The 17,717-nt window shown below is 59.8% G+C and carries 21 protein-coding genes; 12 read left to right on the top strand and 9 right to left on the bottom strand.

The window, feature by feature from the left end; genetic code table 11:
- Positions 1–90 precede the first annotated feature (90 nt).
- From ACI5GA_RS26880 to ACI5GA_RS26835, 10 genes are all read left to right on the top strand, one after another.
- Complete coding sequence (locus ACI5GA_RS26880) at positions 91–771, top strand: GntR family transcriptional regulator (RefSeq protein ID WP_404634595.1); 681 nt, start codon at positions 91–93, stop codon at positions 769–771.
- An 82-nt stretch (positions 772–853) separates the two neighbouring features.
- Positions 854–1,588: an SDR family NAD(P)-dependent oxidoreductase gene (locus ACI5GA_RS26875; RefSeq protein ID WP_421425006.1), complete on the top strand. Its 735-nt coding sequence runs from the start codon at positions 854–856 to the stop codon at positions 1,586–1,588.
- Positions 1,581–2,645, top strand: coding sequence for a phosphotransferase (locus ACI5GA_RS26870; RefSeq protein WP_421425004.1), 1,065 nt, complete (start codon positions 1,581–1,583; stop codon positions 2,643–2,645). The genes ACI5GA_RS26875 and ACI5GA_RS26870 overlap by 8 nt, the downstream gene beginning before the upstream one ends.
- The gene (locus ACI5GA_RS26865) at positions 2,642–3,901 is read left to right on the top strand and encodes an aspartate aminotransferase family protein (protein WP_421425002.1); all 1,260 of its coding nucleotides are present in this window, start codon (positions 2,642–2,644) and stop codon (positions 3,899–3,901) included. The genes ACI5GA_RS26870 and ACI5GA_RS26865 overlap by 4 nt, the downstream gene beginning before the upstream one ends.
- A 163-nt stretch (positions 3,902–4,064) precedes the next feature.
- Positions 4,065–5,165 (top strand): ABC transporter ATP-binding protein, encoded by a 1,101-nt coding sequence (locus ACI5GA_RS26860; RefSeq protein ID WP_404634587.1) that lies wholly within the window; start codon positions 4,065–4,067, stop codon positions 5,163–5,165.
- A gap of 32 nt (positions 5,166–5,197) precedes the next feature.
- A complete protein-coding gene (locus ACI5GA_RS26855; RefSeq protein ID WP_421425000.1) occupies positions 5,198–6,217 on the top strand; it encodes an ABC transporter substrate-binding protein in 1,020 nt (339 codons plus the stop codon).
- Positions 6,218–6,253: 36 nt separating this feature from the next.
- A complete protein-coding gene (locus ACI5GA_RS26850) occupies positions 6,254–7,501 on the top strand; it encodes an ABC transporter permease (protein ID WP_421424998.1) in 1,248 nt (415 codons plus the stop codon).
- A 34-nt stretch (positions 7,502–7,535) separates the two neighbouring features.
- Positions 7,536–8,327 carry an ABC transporter permease gene (locus ACI5GA_RS26845; RefSeq protein ID WP_404635030.1) on the top strand — a complete coding sequence of 264 codons (792 nt, stop codon included), beginning with the start codon at positions 7,536–7,538 and terminating at the stop codon, positions 8,325–8,327.
- Positions 8,328–8,350: 23 nt separating this feature from the next.
- Positions 8,351–9,109, top strand: a complete 759-nt coding sequence (locus ACI5GA_RS26840) for a class II aldolase/adducin family protein (RefSeq protein ID WP_404634581.1) — start codon at positions 8,351–8,353, stop codon at positions 9,107–9,109.
- Positions 9,110–9,325: 216 nt separating this feature from the next.
- Positions 9,326–9,670, top strand: coding sequence for a YggL family protein (locus tag ACI5GA_RS26835; protein WP_404634579.1), 345 nt, complete (start codon positions 9,326–9,328; stop codon positions 9,668–9,670).
- Positions 9,671–10,113: 443 nt separating this feature from the next.
- Here the strand turns inward: ACI5GA_RS26835 and map are convergent, their stop codons facing one another.
- From map to ACI5GA_RS26815, 4 genes are all read right to left on the bottom strand, one after another.
- On the bottom strand, positions 10,114–10,899 hold the full coding sequence (gene map / locus ACI5GA_RS26830) for a type I methionyl aminopeptidase (protein ID WP_404634577.1): 786 nt from the start codon (positions 10,897–10,899) through the stop codon (positions 10,114–10,116).
- A complete protein-coding gene (locus ACI5GA_RS26825; RefSeq protein WP_421424997.1) occupies positions 10,896–11,150 on the bottom strand; it encodes a ParD-like family protein in 255 nt (84 codons plus the stop codon). The genes map and ACI5GA_RS26825 overlap by 4 nt, the downstream gene beginning before the upstream one ends.
- A gap of 74 nt (positions 11,151–11,224) precedes the next feature.
- Positions 11,225–11,575, bottom strand: a complete 351-nt coding sequence (locus ACI5GA_RS26820; RefSeq protein WP_404634573.1) for a helix-turn-helix domain-containing protein — start codon at positions 11,573–11,575, stop codon at positions 11,225–11,227.
- Between the two features lie 370 nt (positions 11,576–11,945).
- Positions 11,946–12,173 carry a hypothetical protein gene (locus ACI5GA_RS26815; protein ID WP_421424995.1) on the bottom strand — a complete coding sequence of 76 codons (228 nt, stop codon included), beginning with the start codon at positions 12,171–12,173 and terminating at the stop codon, positions 11,946–11,948.
- Between the two features lie 211 nt (positions 12,174–12,384).
- Here ACI5GA_RS26815 and ACI5GA_RS26810 point away from each other — a divergent pair, with 211 nt between their 5' ends.
- On the top strand, positions 12,385–12,582 hold the full coding sequence (locus ACI5GA_RS26810) for a hypothetical protein (RefSeq protein ID WP_404634569.1): 198 nt from the start codon (positions 12,385–12,387) through the stop codon (positions 12,580–12,582).
- Here ACI5GA_RS26810 and ACI5GA_RS26805 read toward each other — a convergent pair.
- From ACI5GA_RS26805 to ACI5GA_RS26785, 5 genes are all read right to left on the bottom strand, one after another.
- Complete coding sequence (locus ACI5GA_RS26805) at positions 12,579–13,610, bottom strand: Ldh family oxidoreductase (RefSeq protein ID WP_404634567.1); 1,032 nt, start codon at positions 13,608–13,610, stop codon at positions 12,579–12,581. The genes ACI5GA_RS26810 and ACI5GA_RS26805 overlap by 4 nt on opposite strands.
- A gap of 152 nt (positions 13,611–13,762) precedes the next feature.
- Positions 13,763–14,200, bottom strand: a complete 438-nt coding sequence (locus tag ACI5GA_RS26800) for a GNAT family N-acetyltransferase (protein WP_404634565.1) — start codon at positions 14,198–14,200, stop codon at positions 13,763–13,765.
- Positions 14,201–14,316: 116 nt separating this feature from the next.
- Positions 14,317–14,583, bottom strand: a complete 267-nt coding sequence (locus ACI5GA_RS26795) for a PepSY domain-containing protein (protein WP_404634563.1) — start codon at positions 14,581–14,583, stop codon at positions 14,317–14,319.
- A gap of 238 nt (positions 14,584–14,821) precedes the next feature.
- Positions 14,822–15,454: a glutathione transferase gene (gene yfcF, locus ACI5GA_RS26790; RefSeq protein ID WP_404634561.1), complete on the bottom strand. Its 633-nt coding sequence runs from the start codon at positions 15,452–15,454 to the stop codon at positions 14,822–14,824.
- Between the two features lie 108 nt (positions 15,455–15,562).
- Positions 15,563–16,462 carry a LysR family transcriptional regulator gene (locus ACI5GA_RS26785; protein WP_404634559.1) on the bottom strand — a complete coding sequence of 300 codons (900 nt, stop codon included), beginning with the start codon at positions 16,460–16,462 and terminating at the stop codon, positions 15,563–15,565.
- A 147-nt stretch (positions 16,463–16,609) separates the two neighbouring features.
- Here ACI5GA_RS26785 and ACI5GA_RS26780 point away from each other — a divergent pair, with 147 nt between their 5' ends.
- Positions 16,610–17,566 (top strand): alpha/beta fold hydrolase, encoded by a 957-nt coding sequence (locus tag ACI5GA_RS26780; protein ID WP_421424991.1) that lies wholly within the window; start codon positions 16,610–16,612, stop codon positions 17,564–17,566.
- Positions 17,567–17,717 lie beyond the last annotated feature (151 nt).

Here is a 17,717-nt window from a genome sequence, read left to right as displayed (position 1 = left end):
CGGCACAACGCTCGTCAGCCCGGGTGGTTCAATGGTTAATGCATCATGTTGTATAGTCCCCCGAGAAATGCCTACTCCTCTCGGTGAACCATGTCCTACCCACTCGATGCCATCAATCACACCTATCTGGGTAGCAACGTATACGCCCAGTTGCGTAATGCGCTGATCACGGGAGGGCTCAAGCCCGACGACCGATTGCGCATTCGCGAACTGGCCAGCCAGTTGGGAACCAGTGTGACGCCGGTGCGGGATGCCATCCTGCAACTGGCCAAGGAAAAGGCACTGGTGCTGAAAACCCCGAAAGACATCCGCGTACCGGTGTTGGACAGCGCCGCCTATCTGGAAATCCGCACACTGCGTCTTAACCTTGAGGGGCTCGGGGCCGAAACGGCTGCCCGCACTGCGACCAGCGCGGACATTCAACGCGTCGAGTCCAACATCCAGTTGAACCTTGAAGCCATCAACAACAATGACCTGACCGAGGCGCTGCGCCTTAACAGCGATTTCCATTTCCTCATCGCCGATACCGCCCGCATGCCGGTGCTGCGTGGCTACATTGACAGCCTGTGGATGCGCGCCGGTCCCCTGATCGCCCAGGCTTACGCACACTTCTCGCTGACAATGGCCATCGAACACCATCAAGAAGTGCTTCACGCCCTGCGCAATCAGGACCCGGCGGCGGCACGGCACGCGATCCAGACCGACATCCTTGATGGCAATCAGAAGATGCTCGAATTCATCGCCGTCAGTCAGGAAGCCCTCTGCGAATAAACGTCCCCTTGCTCTACCCTATTGACACCGAGCACTTACAAAAAACATGATGCATCAAACTTCACAATCAGTGAGTGTGCTCATGAGCGACAAAAAGAAGCTGTTGCTGACCGGTGCCAGCCGAGGCATCGGTCATGCCACCGTCAAGCATTTCAATGCAGCAGGCTGGGAAGTGTTTACCGCTTCACGGCACGACTGGGTGAGCGAGTGCCCTTGGGCTGAAGGCTTGCTGAACCACATCCACCTGGACCTGGAGAACATCCAGAGCGTCAGCGACAGCCTCGCCGATATCAAGGAAAGGCTGGGAGGACGACTGGACGCACTGGTGAACAACGCCGGGGTCTCGCCCAAAGGTCCGGAAGGCAGCCGATTGGGTGTGCTGGAAACCGATTATGCGACGTGGGTGCAGGTGTTCAACGTCAACCTGTTTTCCACGGCACTCCTTGCCCGAGGCCTGTTCGATGAATTGAAAGCCACCAAGGGCAGCATCATTAACGTGACCTCCATCGCGGGTACAAAGGTCCACCCATTCGCGGGTGCCGCCTACTCCACCTCCAAGGCTGCCCTTTCAGCGCTGACTCGGGAAATGGCCTACGATTTCGGACGCCATGACATACGCGTCAATGCCATTGCCCCCGGCGAAATCGACACCTCGATCCTCTCCCCTGGCACCGCAGAGATGGTCGAGCGGCTGGTGCCAATGCACCGCCTGGGCAAACCCGAAGAAGTCGCATCACTGGTCTATTTCTTGTGCACCAGCGGTGCGTCCTACGTGAACGGCGCAGAAATCCATGTCAACGGTGGTCAGCATGTCTGAGACGGCATCATCGACACCCCATTGCACAAAGCTCATGACCACCGAAGTGCCGGAAGTCAGCCTCCAGCAAGCGCAGGAGATCGCCCTGACGCAGTACAGTCTGAGAGGTCCGATCAAGCAGCTCAATGGCGAGCGCGATCTGAATTTCCTGATCCGCGATGACCGTGGCGCCTTCGTGATGAAGTTCGTGAACCCGGCCGAAGCCTCCGAGGTGACGCGGTTTCAGACTGAAGCGCTGTTGTTCATCGAGCAGCACGGCAACCACTTGCCTGTTCCCCGCGTGCTGGCGGCACACACCGGAGCGTTCGAACCCAAGGTGCAAGTCGGGGAACAGATCCTTACGTTGCGAACGGTCAGCTATCTGGACGGCATCTCGCAAAATCTCGGCACCCCCAGCGTGGCGCTGATGCATCAACTGGGCAGCACGCTGGCACAAGTCAACCTTGCCTTGAACGGCTTTCATCACCCCGCCGCCCACCGATATCTGCTGTGGGACGTGGGCCACGCCGAGCGTGTACGCCCGCACCTGCAGTGCCTGGACGATGAGCAACGCCCACTTGTCACCACCCTCCTTGACCGCTATGAGGCGCAGATCAAGCCATTGCTGCCCACCCTCAGAAGCCAGGTGATTCACAACGATCTGAATCCGCACAACGTGATCCTCGACCCCGAGACCGGCACCCGCGTGGCCGCCATCATCGACTTTGGCGACGCACTGCATGCGCCGCTGGTCAATGAACTGGGCACTGCGCTGTCCTATCAGTTCGACGCCAGCGCGCCGGATCCGCTGTGGCAAATCAAGGCGTTCATCGCAGCCTATAACGCCCACATCCCGCTGCTACAGCAGGAGCTGGACATACTGGGCGACCTGATCGCCATGCGCATGGCCATGGCGATCACCATCGCCCAATGGCGCGCTTCGCTTTACCCACAGAACCGCGAGTATGTGCTGCGCAACCTGCCCGTCACCTGGCGCAACCTGCAACGGCTGATGGCCCTGCCGGACGGCGTGCTGACCCAAAGCCTGATCGATGCTTGCAAACCGGAGGCCCTGTGAACCCTGACACCACCCAGCTTCTCGCCCGTCGCCAACAGGCATTGGGCGCCAGTTATCGACTGTTCTATGAGGAACCGTTTGCGCCGGTCCGTGGCGAAGGGGTCTGGCTGTACGACCAACACGGCACCCCCTACCTCGACGCTTACAACAACGTGGCGTCCATCGGCCATTGCCACCCGGCCGTGGTGCAGGCCATCGCCGAACAAAGCGCGCAACTCAACACCCACACCCGTTACCTGCACCCGTCCATCGTCGATTACGCGGAGGACCTGCTCAGCGAATTTCCTGCGCCGCTGAACAACCTGACCATGACCTGCACCGGCAGCGAAGCCAACGATCTGGCGCTGCGCATTGCCCAGTGCGTGACCGGCGGAACCGGCGTGCTGGTCACCCGCTGGGCCTACCACGGCGTGTCCAGCGTGCTGGCCCAACTTTCCCCGTCTTTAGCCACCAGTTTGCCCACCGCGCCTCATGTACGGCTGGTGGATGCACCGGACGCGTATCGGGGCAACACCTTCGTGCACAGTGTGAAGTCGGCACTGGCCGACCTTCAGGCACACGGAATCAGACCCGCCGCATTGCTGGTGGACGGCATTTTCTCCAGCGACGGCGTGTTCAGCCCGGTCAACGGCGAGTTGGCGCAGGCCGCACAACTCATGCGCGAAGCCGGTGGGCTGTATATCGCCGACGAAGTGCAACCGGGGTTCGGTCGCACAGGGGCACAACGCTGGGGTTTCCAATGCGACACCGTGATCCCTGATCTGGTGACCCTCGGCAAACCCATGGGCAACGGCCATCCGGTCGCAGGCGTGGTGGGCCGCTCCGAGCTATTCGATGTATTCGGTCGCCAGCAGCGCTATTTCAATACCTACGGCGGCAACCCGGTGTCCTGCAAAGCAGCCCAGGCCGTGCTGAATGTGCTTCGCGAGGAAAACTTGCAAGCCAATGCACAAACGATTGGCGAATACCTCAGACACGGGCTGCGAACACTTGCCGCACGTTATCCGGCCATCGGCGATGTGCGTGGTCAAGGTCTGTTCATCGGCGTCGAACTGATCGACTCCCCCGCTACACGCGCTCCGGCGACCCAGATTACAACGGCCGTGGTCAACGGCATGCGCCGCAGACAGGTGTTGATCAGTGCCACCGGCCCGCGCGGCAACGTCCTGAAGATTCGCCCGCCACTGGTGTTCAACCGTGAGCACGCCGATCTGTTGCTTGAGCGGCTGGACGCGACCCTGACCGACCTGCACTGAACCCGCCCGCGCGTCCCGAACTGGGGCGCACGGCACAGCGGCGGTGCACGGCAACGACCGAAAACACCAAAGCAACGCAGATAACGACGCAAAAATCAGTGGCACAGTTCCTGCTTTAAACATGATGCATCATGTTTTTAAAAGCTAAAGGGGAGAATGTGAGATGACCCATAGCAGCGCAGACGCCTTTGTCAGTTTCCGGGGCGTGGAGAAAAGTTACGACGGTTTCAAGACCGTGGTGAAGCACCTCGATCTGGACGTGGCGCAAGGTGAATTTCTGACCCTGCTCGGCCCGTCAGGCTCCGGCAAGACCACCAGCCTGATGATGCTCGCCGGTTTCGAAAGCCCCACCCAAGGCAAGATTTACCTGGAAGGCAAGGCGATCGAGAGCGTCCCTGCCCATCTGCGTGGCATCGGCATGGTGTTTCAGAACTACGCACTGTTCCCGCACATGACCGTCGCCCAGAACATGGCCTTCCCGCTGGAGGTACGGCGGATGAATCGCCACGACATCCAGTTCAAGGTCAAACAGGCGCTGGAGATGGTACGTCTCTCGGACCTCGCCAACCGCTACCCCGCCCAGCTTTCTGGCGGTCAGCAACAACGCATCGCGCTGGCCAGGGCACTGGTGTTCGAACCCAAGCTGGTGCTGATGGATGAACCGCTGGGTGCACTGGACAAACAACTGCGCGAACAAATGCAGCTGGAAATTCGCCGCCTGCACCGCGAACTCGGCCTGACCGTGGTGTTCGTGACCCATGATCAGTCCGAAGCCCTGACCCTGTCCGACCGTGTCGCGATCTTCAACGATGGCGTAATTCAGCAGGTCGACACTCCACAGGCGCTGTACGAGCGCCCGGCCAACACCTTCGTTGCCACGTTCATGGGCGACACCAACGTCTTGCCCGGCAGCCTTGATTCGCTGGGCGCCGAACGCTGCCAGGTCAGGCTGGATGCCGGTCAGCAGGTCTTCGCCCGCAGCACGCCTGGTCTCGTAAAAGGCAACCGCACTTCGCTGTCGATCCGTTCGGAGCGGGTCATCCTCGACGGCGACACCCGTTATGACAGCCGCCTGCCCGGCCGCATCGAAGAATGCATCTACCTGGGCGACCACGTGCGCATTCGATTGCAGGTCGGCGACAACAACGATTTCAACGTCAAGGTCCCGATCGCCCAGATGCAACCGGTCTGGTGTGAAGGCCACCACCTTTCTGTCTGCTGGCATAGCGCTGATGCATCAGCGCTGGACGCCTTGCCTGCGTAAACCCTCAACCTCGATGCCTCAGGAAATTCGCCATGCTCAAGCCATTCGCTGCAATGACCGTACTGATCGCTCTCGGTGGCCCCGTGAGTGCTGCTGAACCGTTGACCGTTATTTCGTTTGGTGGCGCCGCCAAGGTCGCTCAGGACAAAGCGTTCTACCAACCCTTCAACGCCACCGGCAAAGGCACGATCCAGGCTGGGGAATACAACGGTGAGATGTCCAAGATCCGCGCCATGGTCGAGACCGGGCAAGTGAGCTGGGACGTGGTGGAAGTGGAAAGCCCGGACCTGGTGCGTGGCTGTGCCGAAGGCCTGTTCGAGCCGCTGGACTGGAGCAAGATCGGCGACCCTGCACAGTTCGAAAAAAGCGCCGTCAGTGAGTGCGGTATTGGCATGTACTTCTGGTCGACGGTGCTGACCTACAACGCCGACAAACTGAAAACTGCCCCCACCGGCTGGGCCGCATACTGGGACACAAAGAACTTCCCCGGCAAACGCGGGCTGCGCAAGAGCGCCAAATTCACCCTGGAAATCGCCCTGCTCGCCGACGGTGTGAAACCGCAAGATCTGTACACCGTGCTGGCGACCCCAGAGGGCGTGGACCGTGCGTTCAAGAAGCTTGACGTGATCAAGCACGACATTCAGTGGTGGGAAGCCGGCGCGCAGCCGTTGCAATGGCTGGTGGCCGGTGACGTGGTCATGACCACCGCCTACAACGGTCGCGTGACCAGTGCCCAGAACGAAGGTCACGCCTTCAACATTGTCTGGGACCAGAGCCTCTACGACCTCGACAGCTGGGCCATCGTCAAGGGCTCGCCTCATAAGGCGGTGGGCGAGCAATACATCGCCTTCGTCAGCCAGGCCGAGCAGCAGAAAGTGTTCTCGGAAACCATCCCTTACGGCCCGACCAACAAAGGCGCCCTGGCGCTGCTGGACGCAAACACCAAGAAGAACCTGCCGGACATCGTGAAAGGCCTGCAAGTGAGCACGCAGTTCTGGATCGACCACGGGGAAGAACTGGAACAGCGCTTCAACGCCTGGGCCGCTCGTTGATTTGTCCCTGACCGCCGTTGCCACAAGGAGCACCCCATGCCCGACGCTCTGACTCTGGACACCCCGGCCTCCGCCCCGCCGCCACGCGATCTCGCCTGGCGCTTGCAGGCCGCCCGGCGCGCCTACACTCGGCGCTCGATCATGCTTCTCCTGCCGCTGTTGATAGTGCTGATCGTGGGTTTTCTGGCGCCCATCGGCGGCTTGCTGACCCGCAGCATCGACAACCCGGAAGTGGCGACGGCACTGCCCAAGACCCTGCAATTACTGGAGCAGTGGGATGGCCAGTCAGTGCCGGGCGAACCTGTATTCGCCGCAATGGCCGATGACCTTCGTGAAGCCCGCAGCACCGGGCAACTGTTCGCTCTGAACCGTCGACTGGGTTATGAAAGTTCAATGCTGCGCAGTATCCCGACCGCTGTATTGAGTAAATTGCCACCGCGCGGCGAGCCGGTTCGTGAACGCTTGTTGAGCGGCATTCCCGCGCTCAACGACGTGCAAACCTGGACCACCCTCAAAACGTTGGGCAGCCCCTACACCAGCTTGTACTGGTTATCGGCGTTCGACCTGAAGATGGACGCCGGTCAACTCCACTACGTCGGCCCAGGCAAAGCGTTGTATCTGGATGTGCTGCAACGCTCGCTGGTCATCGCCGGGCTGGTTACGCTCTTCTGCGTATTGCTCGGTTATCCGCTGGCCTATTGGCTCTCCCGGCAACCGCCGCGACGGGCGAATCTGTTGCTGATTTTCGTGTTGCTGCCCTTCTGGACGTCACTGATCGTGCGCACTGCCAGTTGGATCGTGATGTTGCAATCCGGCGGCCTGGTCAACGACACGCTGATGAGCCTGCACATCTTGGAAAAACCGCTGGAACTGGTGTTCAACCGCACCGGCGTGTTGATTTCGATGACCCATATTCTGCTGCCTTTTCTGATCCTGCCGCTGTACGCGGTGATGAAAGGCATCGACCCGCGTTATGAAAATGCGGCCATTTCACTGGGCGCTCACCCACTCACTGCCTTTCGCCGGGTTTACCTGCCGCAGACCTACGCGGGTGTCACCGCGGGTGCCTTGCTGGTGTTCATCATGGCCATCGGTTACTACATCACCCCGGCGCTGCTGGGTGGTCCTGGCGACCAGATGATCAGCTACTTCGTGGCCTATTACACCAACACCACCATCAACTGGGGCATGGCCACCGCGCTGAGCAGCCAACTGCTGATTATCGTGCTGTTGCTGTACTGGGTGTACGCCAGAGTTTCACGCCCTGCTAACCGGCCAGCCTGAGGAGCCACTGATGAAGAACGTCGACCCGTGGGAAATGCGCCTGCTACGTCCGTTGCTGAGCGTGTACAGCCTGGCGCTGCTGGTGTTTCTGATCGTGCCGATTCTGGTGATCGTGCCGCTGTCCTTCAATGAAGGCTCGTTTCTGAGCTACCCCCTCAGTGGCTTCTCGCTGCGCTGGTACGAGGAGTTCTTTGGCTCTGGCGACTGGATGCAAGCCGTGGGCAACAGCCTGAAAATCGCCCCCGCCGCCACCTTGCTGGCGAGCGTATTGGGCACCCTGGCGTCAGTGGGTCTGTCTCGTGGCGAGTTCAAGGGCAAGGCGCTGGTGATGGCGATCCTGATCTCGCCGATGGTGGCGCCAGTCGTGATCGTGGCAGTCGGGCTGTACTTCTTTTTCGCCCGCCTGGGCTTGCTCAACACCTACGCAGGGTTGGTGATTGCTCACGCGGTACTGGGCGCGCCGTTCGTGCTGATCACCGTGAATGCCACACTGGAGGGCTATAACCGCAACTTCACCCGCGCCGCCACCAGCCTGGGCGCCTCACCGTGGTATGGTTTCCGCCGCGTCACCCTGCCCCTGATCGCCCCCGGTGTGCTGAGCGGTGCACTTCTGGCCTTCGCCACCTCTTTTGACGAAGTGGTGGTGACCCTGTTTCTATCGACACCGGCCCAGAAGACATTGCCCATTCAGATGTTCGCCGGTATCAAGGAGAACCTGAACCCGACCATCGCGGCGGCAGCGACCATGATGGTGCTCAGCGCCCTGCTATTGCTGCTGACGATGGAAGCATTGCGTCGGCGCGGCGAACGTACCCGGGGCCCGTGACCCCACTGCCACAGGAGACTTACATGCAAGGCCCGAGTCTGTTTTCCCCAGAAGAATGGGCGCTGCGCTGCGAACTGGCGGCGCTGTACCGGATGATTGCGCACTTTCGCATGACCGACCTGATCGACACCCATATCAGCCTGCGGGTGCCCGGTCCCGAGCCACGTTTTCTGATCAACCGCTACGGCGTCCTGTTCGATCACATGAAGGCCAGTGACCTGGTGCTGATCGACCATCAAGGCAAGGTCGTCGACCCTCGTGGGCACACCCACGAAGTCAATGCCGCCGGGTTTACCATTCATTCGGCAATCCACATGGCGCGCCATGACTTGAACTGCGTCATCCATACCCACACCGCAGCGGGTATTGCGGTCTCGGCGCAGGAACAAGGGTTGCTGCCGATCTCCCAGCATGCGCTGAAGTTCTACGGCAAGCTGGCGTATCACAGCTATGAAGGGGTCGCGCTGGATCTGGGTGAGCGCGAACGGTTGGTCGCCGACCTTGGGCCTCATCGGGCGATGATCCTGCGCAATCACGGCCTGCTGGCCGGTGGGCGCAACGTTGCTGAAGCCTTCCACGAGATCCATTTTCTGGAGCGCGCCTGCCAGGCCCAGGTGGCGGCGCTGGCGGGTGGCAGCAAGTTGATTTATCCGTCCGAAGAAGTCTGCCAACTCACGGCGAGTCAGTTCACCGATGACGAGGAAGGCCTGCGGGTGATCCAACTGGCGTGGGATGCGGCGCTGAAACTGATCGAGGGCCAGCGCGCGGATTATTGCTCGTAGCGATTCGCCCAACAGATGGCCGCCTTGATGAAAATCCCTGTAGCGGCTTGGTTGGCTGACGGCGGTGTCTTCGAAATTGCTGCCGCCGGCAAGCCGGACTGCTGCAGATTTCCCATACGCCGCGGGGGCGTTGCCAAACGCTGATCACTATGGGAGAGGCGATCATCGGGGTTAGCTGGTAGACTGCGCCCCGAAATTACCTAAGAGGATTGCTTCATGGCCACTAACCGCTCCCGTCGTCTGCGCAAAAAGCTCTGTGTTGACGAGTTTCAGGAATTGGGCTTCGAGCTCAATCTGGAATTCAAAGAGGGTCTGGACGATCAGGCCATCGACGGTTTCCTCGACGCGTTCCTGACCGACGCCATGGACGCCAACGGTCTGGACTATGTCGGCGGCGACGACTACGGCCTGGTTTGCCTGGCTGAGCGCGGTTCAGTCACCGAAGAACAGCGCGCCACTGTCGAAGCCTGGCTCAAGGGCCGCAGCGAAGTGACCAAAGTCGAAGTCGGCCCGCTGATCGACGCCTGGTACCCGGAAAAGCCGATCAACACGGCTTCCTGATTGCACGGCTGTACGTTGTCAATGAAAAACCGCCCTTTGGCGAATGCCAGTCAATCAAGACTGGCGTCATTGACGATTAGCCTGTAAACCGCAAAATCCGATGCCTGGAAACGAGCATCGGATTTTTTATGCGTCTGTCAAAAGCCTTGTCCCATCGGCGACCTGACAGATGAGGCCCCAGAGTGATGAAGCAGTAGCCTGCGGAGTATCCGACCCGAAAACAAAAATGCCAGTCGACTTGACTGACTGGCATTAGGCTCAGGCCGGCTGTTTAATCGCCGTGCGCGAAGCTTTCTGGTGTTCTCCCCAAGTGCTGTTTGCCTGATCATCCTTGAGCCGGTCAGGCAGCAGCACTACAGGGGAACGGGACAGATCCTACAAGCTCAATCCAGATTTCGTCACTTGCTCAATTGTGACTTTGTTCGTCCAGACGGTAGAACGCCCTACACCGAAGGGTACTCACCCGTTCCGTCAGGCCAGGGCGTGAGCAATTCGAAGCCCGTCTGGGTGACCGCTACCATGTGCTCCCATTGCGCAGACAGGGACTGATCCCGAGTCAGAACCGTCCAGCCGTCATCCAGCACGTGGGTCCCGGGCTTGCCGGCGTTGATCATCGGTTCGATGGTGAACACCATACCCGGTTTGAGCTTCAGTCCCTTGCCCGCCGCGCCGTAGTGCAGCACCTGAGGTTCTTCATGGTATTTGCGGCCAATGCCATGACCGCAATACTCCCGCACCACGCTGAAGCCTTCCCGGTAGGCCACGGTCTGGATGGCATTTCCAATGTCGCCCAATGTCGCGCCGGGGCGTACCGCATGAATCCCTGCCAGCGTGGCTTCATAAGTGGTCTCGACCAGACGTCTGGCCAGCGGACTGACCTCACCGACGTAATACATGCGACTGGTGTCGCCGTACCAGCCATCCTTGATGACGGCCACGTCGATATTGACGATGTCACCGTCCTTGAGAATGTCATCGGGAGACGGAATGCCGTGGCACACCACGGTGTTGGGCGATATACAGGTGGTCTTGGTAAAACCGTGATAACCCACGTTGGCAGGCGTGACTTTCAAGACATTGACGATGTAGTCGTTGCAGATGTCGTCCAGCGCCTCGGTGCTGACACCCGGTTTGACGTGTGGGGCGATCATCGCCAGCACATCTGCCGCCAGACGCCCCGCAACGCGCAGCCCCACCAGATCGGCTTCGCTCTTGATGCTGATGCTCATCGCGACACCGCCCGGACCTTGAGTTCATTGGTGTCCGACACGTCAGGCAAGGCCTCCAGTAACGAATCCCCCGCGGCTTCTGCACGAATCAGCAATTGACAAATGTCGCTGTAATTCAGGCCCGGATTAAGTTCGGCCAGCATGCCAACACGCATCCAGTGTTCAGCCTGCGCGTTGATCGAACGGCTCAGCGCAGCGCTGGCAGAGCGAATATTGGCGTGCATCTGTTCGGAAATCTTGACCAGCCCCATGGGTTGTCCTCGCTATGAATATACGAAGCATATACGTTTCATATATTCACTCGCAAGCCAGCCTTGATCGCCTGTCAAGCGGAAGCCTGCCCCGCGGCGTCCATGGCGCATTCCGACAGCGAATTGGCCAGTTGAGAAATCGCGTCCTGGTCGTCCTCGCTCAACGCGCGGTAATGAGTGATGATCGCCCGCTCGGCATCGTTAAGGGAGTCAGCCGCCATGGGTGTGCGTTTGCCCGACAGCACGTAAAGCACGTCGACGCCTTTTTTCTCCAGAGCGGCGAGGTAGTCGGAACGTGGAATACGCTCTCCGCTCTCATACTTGCCCTGGGCGTTGGCCTCAACCCCGCCAATGGCACCGAACTCCTGCTGGGACAGGCCGAGGCTTTTGCGTTCTTCCTTCAAGCGTGAACCGATATCTTTCATGAACAGGGGCCTCGAACGTGATCTGTTAAATGCAAGACCCCATCGGTCCGGGGGAGTTGCGATTCGACCGACAATTGTTCAAGATTCGCGCGTCAGGCCTCAGGATGCAGTCAACACGGCCGATAGATTCGGATGGAACGTTTGCCTGTTAACGGGCAACCCGATTGTGCAGTTCGGAGAACCAGACGTGATCACATTTATTCTGGCCTGGTGCGCTTTGTCGCTCGTGGGCACCCTGTTCGCACTCAGCCTGATCAGAACCGGCAAACAGCGTCAGCCTGACACCGATGAAACTCGGGCTGCCCCCCTGTCTGTGCCTGTCACGTACAAACCCTGATTCCGGCCGAAACCGCGTTTTCTCGGCTGTTCCTCAATCCGCGACAGCCTGTGGCTGCTCGCTGCCTGCACGCTGCGCGCCCAATACATTCGAAACAAAGTCCAATTCGGCCATTTCAAGGCTAAACTGGCGCACGCCTGCTGCCAGTGCCAGAAAATCCTCTCGCTGCATGGCGTTGCCCCAGATACTGTCGAACGTGACCTCTGCAACCTCGGCAGCGAATGAATGAGCGGTTTGAGCGTGATTTACCTGCATGGCCATTCTCTCTTTCTCGAATACTGTTTAAACATACAGTATTTTTATCCCCTCCCGAACGCAAGTGCCGTTTCGACGAACGGTCGCTCTCTCGTCGGTTTCCGAGGCAGACAGCATCAGGCAATTTCTCGACAGGAATGGAGTAACGTCGTTGTCAGCAGCGGACGTAGCCTGCGGTGATGGAGCCTCGACTCCCTCCCACTTGTGAGGCACGACCATGAAAACACTCATAGCCTTTTTGATCACGCTGGTGCTGGCCGCCATAAGTGCGAGTGCCCTAGCGATGCCCTGTGGACAGAAAACCCGGTCGACGGATGAAGCACAAGACAGCCAGCACCTGATGCGCCTGCACGTCGCCCGGCAGAATCCAGTGGGACTGAAACTGCCGGGAAGGCTTCCCAGGCTCGACGTTTAGCCGTTGGCGAGCGCGTTGAGATGTGCCAGATCCGCAGTTGAAAGCACGATACCTTCAGCCAGGGACTTTTCGCGCTGACGATAGCGGCGGTCTCCCGGCATCCGCTCCTGCCCTACACCTTGCATCTGCCGAACCAGTTCCTCACTGCGTTGCGCGAAGGACTGACCACTGCCCTTGTCAGGATCGATGACGATAATCATCTGACCAGTCCAGGGTGTCTGCGCGCCCGGCTTGCAGGACAAATCGAATTCGAATGAGAAGTTGCCCCCGGTCAGCGCGGCCGACAGCAGCTCGACCATCATCGACAGCGCCGAGCCTTTGTAGCCGCCAAACGGCAGCAGCGCGCCGCCATCGAGAATCGCCTTGGGGTCTTCCGTAGGCTGACCCGCCCGATCCACGCCCATGCCGGGGGGTAACATACGCCCTTCCCTCGCCGCGATCTGGACATCCCCATGGGCGATGGCGCTGGTGGCCATGTCAAAGACGATGGGTTGCCCGTCGGCACGGGGCGCGGCGAAGGCAATCGGATTGGTGCCGAACAACGGCTTTTGCGCATCATGAGGCACCACACAGGTCATGCTGTTGACCACGCTCAGTGCCACCAGCCCTTCTTGCGCGAAAGGCTCTACATCGGGCCATAGCGCCGCGAAATGGTGCGAATTGCGGATCGCCAGGATTGCGATGCCCGCGTTGCGGGCTTTCTCGATGAGCAGCGCTTTGGCGGCCTGCAACGCTGGCTGAGCGAATCCACCGCCCGCATCGACCCGCACAAAACCGGCACCGACGTCTTCGACCTTTGGCACTGCCTGGCCGTCCACCCAACCTGCCCCCAACGACGCCAGATAACCCTTGATGCGAAAGATCCCATGGCTGTGGGAGCCGTCGCGCTCGGCGCTGGCGCAGTTTTCGGCCAGCACCTCAGCCACTGCTGCCGAGGTGCCATGGCGCAGAAAAATCCGCCGCAGCACATCGGTGAGTTCGGGAAAGGAAATCGTTTGGGTGTCAGCGGGGTCGCGGGGTGAAGACATCTGAAGCTCCGGTGTGATTATTGGAGGTATGGAAGCCGAACAGAACGTGAATACGCGTCCGGAGATTACTGTGCGCGGCCCTTTCGGTAAACCGCACACCGGCTTGCATTCCCACCACTAGGCAAGTCTCGCGCCAACGACCCAAGCCAAATTCAGGCTTGCGCCGATGTCAGGCGTTTCTGAAAAAACAGGCGATGATGCCCAGGCGGATAGTCATCCAGTTGGCCGAACGCTTGATAGCCGTGCTTGCGGTAGAAATCCGGGGCCTGAAAATCGAAGGTGTCCAGCCAGACGCCGACGCAATCGCGCTCACGCGCGAGATCCTCGGCCATGGCCATCAATTGACTGCCCATACGCTGCCCTCTTGCCTGCTCGGGCACCACCAGCAGCTCGATGAACATCCAGCGATAGAGAATGCGCCCGTGCAATCCCCCGAGCACCGCATCGGAGTTCTCGTCACGCACAAAAAACGCGAATTTTTCTGACAGCCCATCGCCCGCTTTCTCGGCGTTGTAGGCCCTCAGCGGTTCCAGAATCTGCAGACGCTCATCTTCGCTGGGGTTGCTTTTGAACTCGATCCGCACGCTCATGCATCGCTTCCTGCTGACATGGAAAAGGATGGCAAGGGTGTCGGATTCGGCGAAATGAGTAAAGGGAGACATGAAGAAGGAGCGCTTCAATCAGCGCTCCTGATGGGTAGGAAAAATCAGTCTTTCTGGTCTCGCAGGATGTTGCCGGACGTGCCGTCGATGCGGAACTCATAGGTCAGGCTGTCGGCCTTGCGTCCTTCACCTTCCCAGTAGCCTTTGTCATCCGCCTCAATCTTGTAGATCTCCGTGTAGCCCGCCGATTTGGCTTTTTCGATGGCCTTCTCGATGGTGATCCAGCCCGGGCCGGGCTTGTCCGCGAGTGCGAACGGTGCGGTGGCCAGAGCGGCAGTGGCGAGGATGGCGGCAGTCAGTGTCTTGATCATTTCAGAACTCCTTTTCCCTGTGCGGGCTTTGTACGTGCGGGGTGTTGGAGCGCGCAGGAAAAACAATAGTTCAGACGAGCTTCTGTTACGAAGTGATGCGGTGGTGAGGGTCGTCAGCACATGAAGCCCTGTGGCTGGGCGACCCCACCCTCACGCACGCTGATTTCTCACGCCTGCCACCGGGTGCATGGCTGCGCCGGTTTGGGTGAGCCCACCCATGACAGATCCGAGGGGTGAATCAAAGGGGTGGACGCTGCAGATTCAACCATGCTTGCACGCTTGGCCGCTGCCACTGCCGATGGGCATAGCGCACCAGGGTTTCGGGCATCTCATCGCCATTGAGCACCAGACGATTGAGCATCAGCGCCAGATCGACATCGGCAATCGACCACGCTCCCGACAGGTATTCACGCCCATCCGCCAACAGCGCCTTGGCCGCAGCGATCAACTTGGCCGCAGCGGCTTTGCCTTCCGAGGTCAATGGCCCGACTTTCTTCCCGTAGAAAATCACCAGCGTAGAGCGCTCTTCCCGAATCGGCATCAGGTCGCTGCGCAGCCAGGCCTGTACCTGGCGGGCTCGGGCCTTCTGTCGCAGGTCCTGCGGGTAGACCGGCGTCTCGGGAAAGCGCTCTTCGAGGTATTCAGTGATCGCCGACGACTCCGACACGGCAAAGCCACCCTGCTCCAGCGTCGGCACCCGTTGGGTCAAAGACAATTCGGCATAGCCTTGCGCGTGCTGTTCCTGCGCCCCCAGGTTCACGGGAATCAGCTCGAAATCGATGCCCTTCTCTTTCAGTGTGACAAACACTGACATCGCATAAGGGCTGGTAAAACGGGCGTCGACATACAGGCGCAGCGGGGCATCGTTCACAGCATGATCTCCATGTTCAAGGGTGGGAAACGCCACGCTACGAGAATGCCCGGCACAAGGGAAATTCGGCTTTTTTATGGGGCCATTCCCGTCGGGAATGCGGCGTGTTCAGCCCAACAGTTCTCGTAGCCTGGGCGCGGCGAAATCCAGAAAGCAGCGCATCTTCAGCGGCATGTTTCCCCGCGAAGCATGAAGCAGATGAATCGGCGACGGGTCCAGCTCGAATGCCTCCAGCAGCGGTTGCAGCAGGCCGGCTTCGATGGCGTCCACCAGTTGATAGCGCATCAGATTGACCACCCCGACACCGCGAATCGCCGCCTGCAACGCGGCCTCGGCGGTAGACACTGCCAAGCGGGGCGCTATGGGAATCTCGACGACGCTGCTGAAGTCCGGCGAACGAAACCGCCAGCCTGGCGTCGGCACCGGCATCACCACGCGCACGAAAGGAAACCGTCGCAGGTCGTCCGGCACCTGCGGCACCCCATGCTGCGCCAACAGTTGCGGGCTGGCGCAGACCATCGAGCGCATCGAGCCAACGTGGGTGGCGTACATCGCGCTGTCGGGCAACTTGCCGATGCGCACCGCCATGTCCACGTGCTCGTCGATCAGGTGCATATTGTGGTCGACCAGCAGCAAACGAATATTGATCTCAGGGTAAAGCGCCAAAAAATCCGTGACCACTGGCAGCACATGCAGACGGCCGAAGAACACGGGCGCGGTAATCACCAGTTCGCCTTTAGGGACCTGAAATTCACCCGCCGCTTCACGTTCGGCATCGTCGACCTGCTCCAGAATTCTTCGCGCCGCCGCAACGTAGGCCACACCCGCATCGGTCAGGGTCAACTTGCGCGTGCCGCGAATCAACAAGCGTGTGCCCAATCGGGTCTCCAGATCAGTGATTTTCCGACTCAGCGTCGCCAGCGGCACGTGCAGTGCGCGCCCTGCGGCCGAAAGGCTGCCGTTCTCGATTGCCGCCACGAGCATTTCCATCGATTCGAAACGGTCCATTCACCCTTCCATTTTTTGGTAAGCCGGTTATCAAGATTACTGGATTCTGCAAATTAATGGATACCTGCAATATCGCTTTCAACGAGCCAGCCTGGCTTGAACACTTGAACCGGCCATCGCCGAACCTTTATTTGCAGGAGCATGACCATGACCTTGAATCGCTTGCTGGCCGCCACCGCGCTGACCGCCGCCACTCTCTTCGGCACATCCGCCCAGGCAGCCACTGCCCCGCAGCCGGCCGTCAGCCACCACTACGTTGATGTGCAAGGGGTGAAGATTTTCTACCGCGAAGCCGGTGATCCCTCGAAACCGACCGTTCTGTTGATGCACGGTTTCCCGACGTCCTCGTTCATGTACCGCGAACTGATCCCGAAACTGGCGGACCGCTACCACGTCGTGGCCCCGGACATGCCCGGTTTCGGTTTCTCTGACAGTCCGGACCGTTCGCAATACGCGTACACCTTCGACAACCTGGCGAAAACCATGGACGGCTTCACCGAAGCGCTGTCACTGAAACGCTACGCCATCGAAGTGTTCGACTATGGCGCCCCCGTGGGCTGGCGCATGGCCTCGGCGCACCCCGAGCGCATCACGGCGATCATCAGCCAGAACGGCAACGCGTACGAAGAAGGCTTGAGCAGCGGCTGGAACCCGATCCGGGGCTACTGGAATGAGCCGACACAAGCCAATCGCGATGCATTGCGCGACATGCTGACGCTGCAATCGATCAAGTGGCAGTACACCCATGGCGTCAAAGACCCGGATCGTGTCGCCCCCGAGGCCTATACGCTGGACGCCGCCCTCGTGGCGCGGCCAGGCAACGACGAGATCCAGTTGGACCTGTTCAAGGATTACGCCAACAACGTGAAACGCTACCCGGAATTCCAGGCGTATTTCCGTAAACACCAACCGCCGCTGCTCGCGGTGTGGGGCAAGAATGACCCGTTCTTCCTGCCACCGGGTGCAGAGGCCTTCAAACGCGACATTGCCAAGGCGCAGGTGTATTTCTACGACACCGGGCATTTCGCACTGGAAACCCATGTCGAGGAAATCGGCGAACAGATTCATCGTTTCCTGGACGCCAATGTTGCGCAGAAACACTGACACCGCAGCGGACCAAGGCCTCTCAGGAGGCCTGATTCCCCACTGTTTCAAACCGCACATGGCGCGACGTCAGCGCCCCCGTGTGGAAGCGAATTCATTCGCGATTCGATGTTTCAGGCGACGACGTTGTATCCTCTGTCACGCCGCCATC

Origin of the sequence: Pseudomonas sp. Pseu.R1 (genome assembly GCF_045764065.1) — a bacterium.
Classification (GTDB): Bacteria; Pseudomonadota; Gammaproteobacteria; order Pseudomonadales; family Pseudomonadaceae; genus Aquipseudomonas.
The sequence above is the reverse complement of the archived record's forward strand: the minus strand, read 5'-3'. Positions and strand labels throughout refer to the sequence as shown.

Bases quoted from the DNA above. Each gene is read 5' to 3' on its own strand.
- ACI5GA_RS26875 (WP_421425006.1), top strand. From the start codon at position 854: ATGAGCGACAAAAAGAAGCTGTTGCTGACCGGTGCCAGCCGAGGCATC.
- ACI5GA_RS26780 (WP_421424991.1), top strand. From the start codon at position 16,610: ATGACCTTGAATCGCTTGCTGGCCGCCACCGCGCTGACCGCCGCCACT.
- ACI5GA_RS26800 (WP_404634565.1), bottom strand. From the start codon at position 14,200: ATGAGCGTGCGGATCGAGTTCAAAAGCAACCCCAGCGAAGATGAGCGT.
- ACI5GA_RS26820 (WP_404634573.1), bottom strand. From the start codon at position 11,575: ATGAAAGATATCGGTTCACGCTTGAAGGAAGAACGCAAAAGCCTCGGC.
- ACI5GA_RS26815 (WP_421424995.1), bottom strand. From the start codon at position 12,173: ATGGCCATGCAGGTAAATCACGCTCAAACCGCTCATTCATTCGCTGCC.
- ACI5GA_RS26840 (WP_404634581.1), top strand. From the start codon at position 8,351: ATGCAAGGCCCGAGTCTGTTTTCCCCAGAAGAATGGGCGCTGCGCTGC.
- ACI5GA_RS26810 (WP_404634569.1), top strand. From the start codon at position 12,385: ATGAAAACACTCATAGCCTTTTTGATCACGCTGGTGCTGGCCGCCATA.
- ACI5GA_RS26825 (WP_421424997.1), bottom strand. From the start codon at position 11,150: ATGGGGCTGGTCAAGATTTCCGAACAGATGCACGCCAATATTCGCTCT.
- ACI5GA_RS26835 (WP_404634579.1), top strand. From the start codon at position 9,326: ATGGCCACTAACCGCTCCCGTCGTCTGCGCAAAAAGCTCTGTGTTGAC.
- ACI5GA_RS26795 (WP_404634563.1), bottom strand. From the start codon at position 14,583: ATGATCAAGACACTGACTGCCGCCATCCTCGCCACTGCCGCTCTGGCC.
- ACI5GA_RS26855 (WP_421425000.1), top strand. From the start codon at position 5,198: ATGCTCAAGCCATTCGCTGCAATGACCGTACTGATCGCTCTCGGTGGC.
- ACI5GA_RS26880 (WP_404634595.1), top strand. From the start codon at position 91: ATGTCCTACCCACTCGATGCCATCAATCACACCTATCTGGGTAGCAAC.
- ACI5GA_RS26845 (WP_404635030.1), top strand. From the start codon at position 7,536: ATGCGCCTGCTACGTCCGTTGCTGAGCGTGTACAGCCTGGCGCTGCTG.
- ACI5GA_RS26860 (WP_404634587.1), top strand. From the start codon at position 4,065: ATGACCCATAGCAGCGCAGACGCCTTTGTCAGTTTCCGGGGCGTGGAG.
- ACI5GA_RS26785 (WP_404634559.1), bottom strand. From the start codon at position 16,462: ATGGACCGTTTCGAATCGATGGAAATGCTCGTGGCGGCAATCGAGAAC.
- ACI5GA_RS26850 (WP_421424998.1), top strand. From the start codon at position 6,254: ATGCCCGACGCTCTGACTCTGGACACCCCGGCCTCCGCCCCGCCGCCA.
- ACI5GA_RS26805 (WP_404634567.1), bottom strand. From the start codon at position 13,610: ATGTCTTCACCCCGCGACCCCGCTGACACCCAAACGATTTCCTTTCCC.
- map (WP_404634577.1), bottom strand. From the start codon at position 10,899: ATGAGCATCAGCATCAAGAGCGAAGCCGATCTGGTGGGGCTGCGCGTT.
- ACI5GA_RS26870 (WP_421425004.1), top strand. From the start codon at position 1,581: ATGTCTGAGACGGCATCATCGACACCCCATTGCACAAAGCTCATGACC.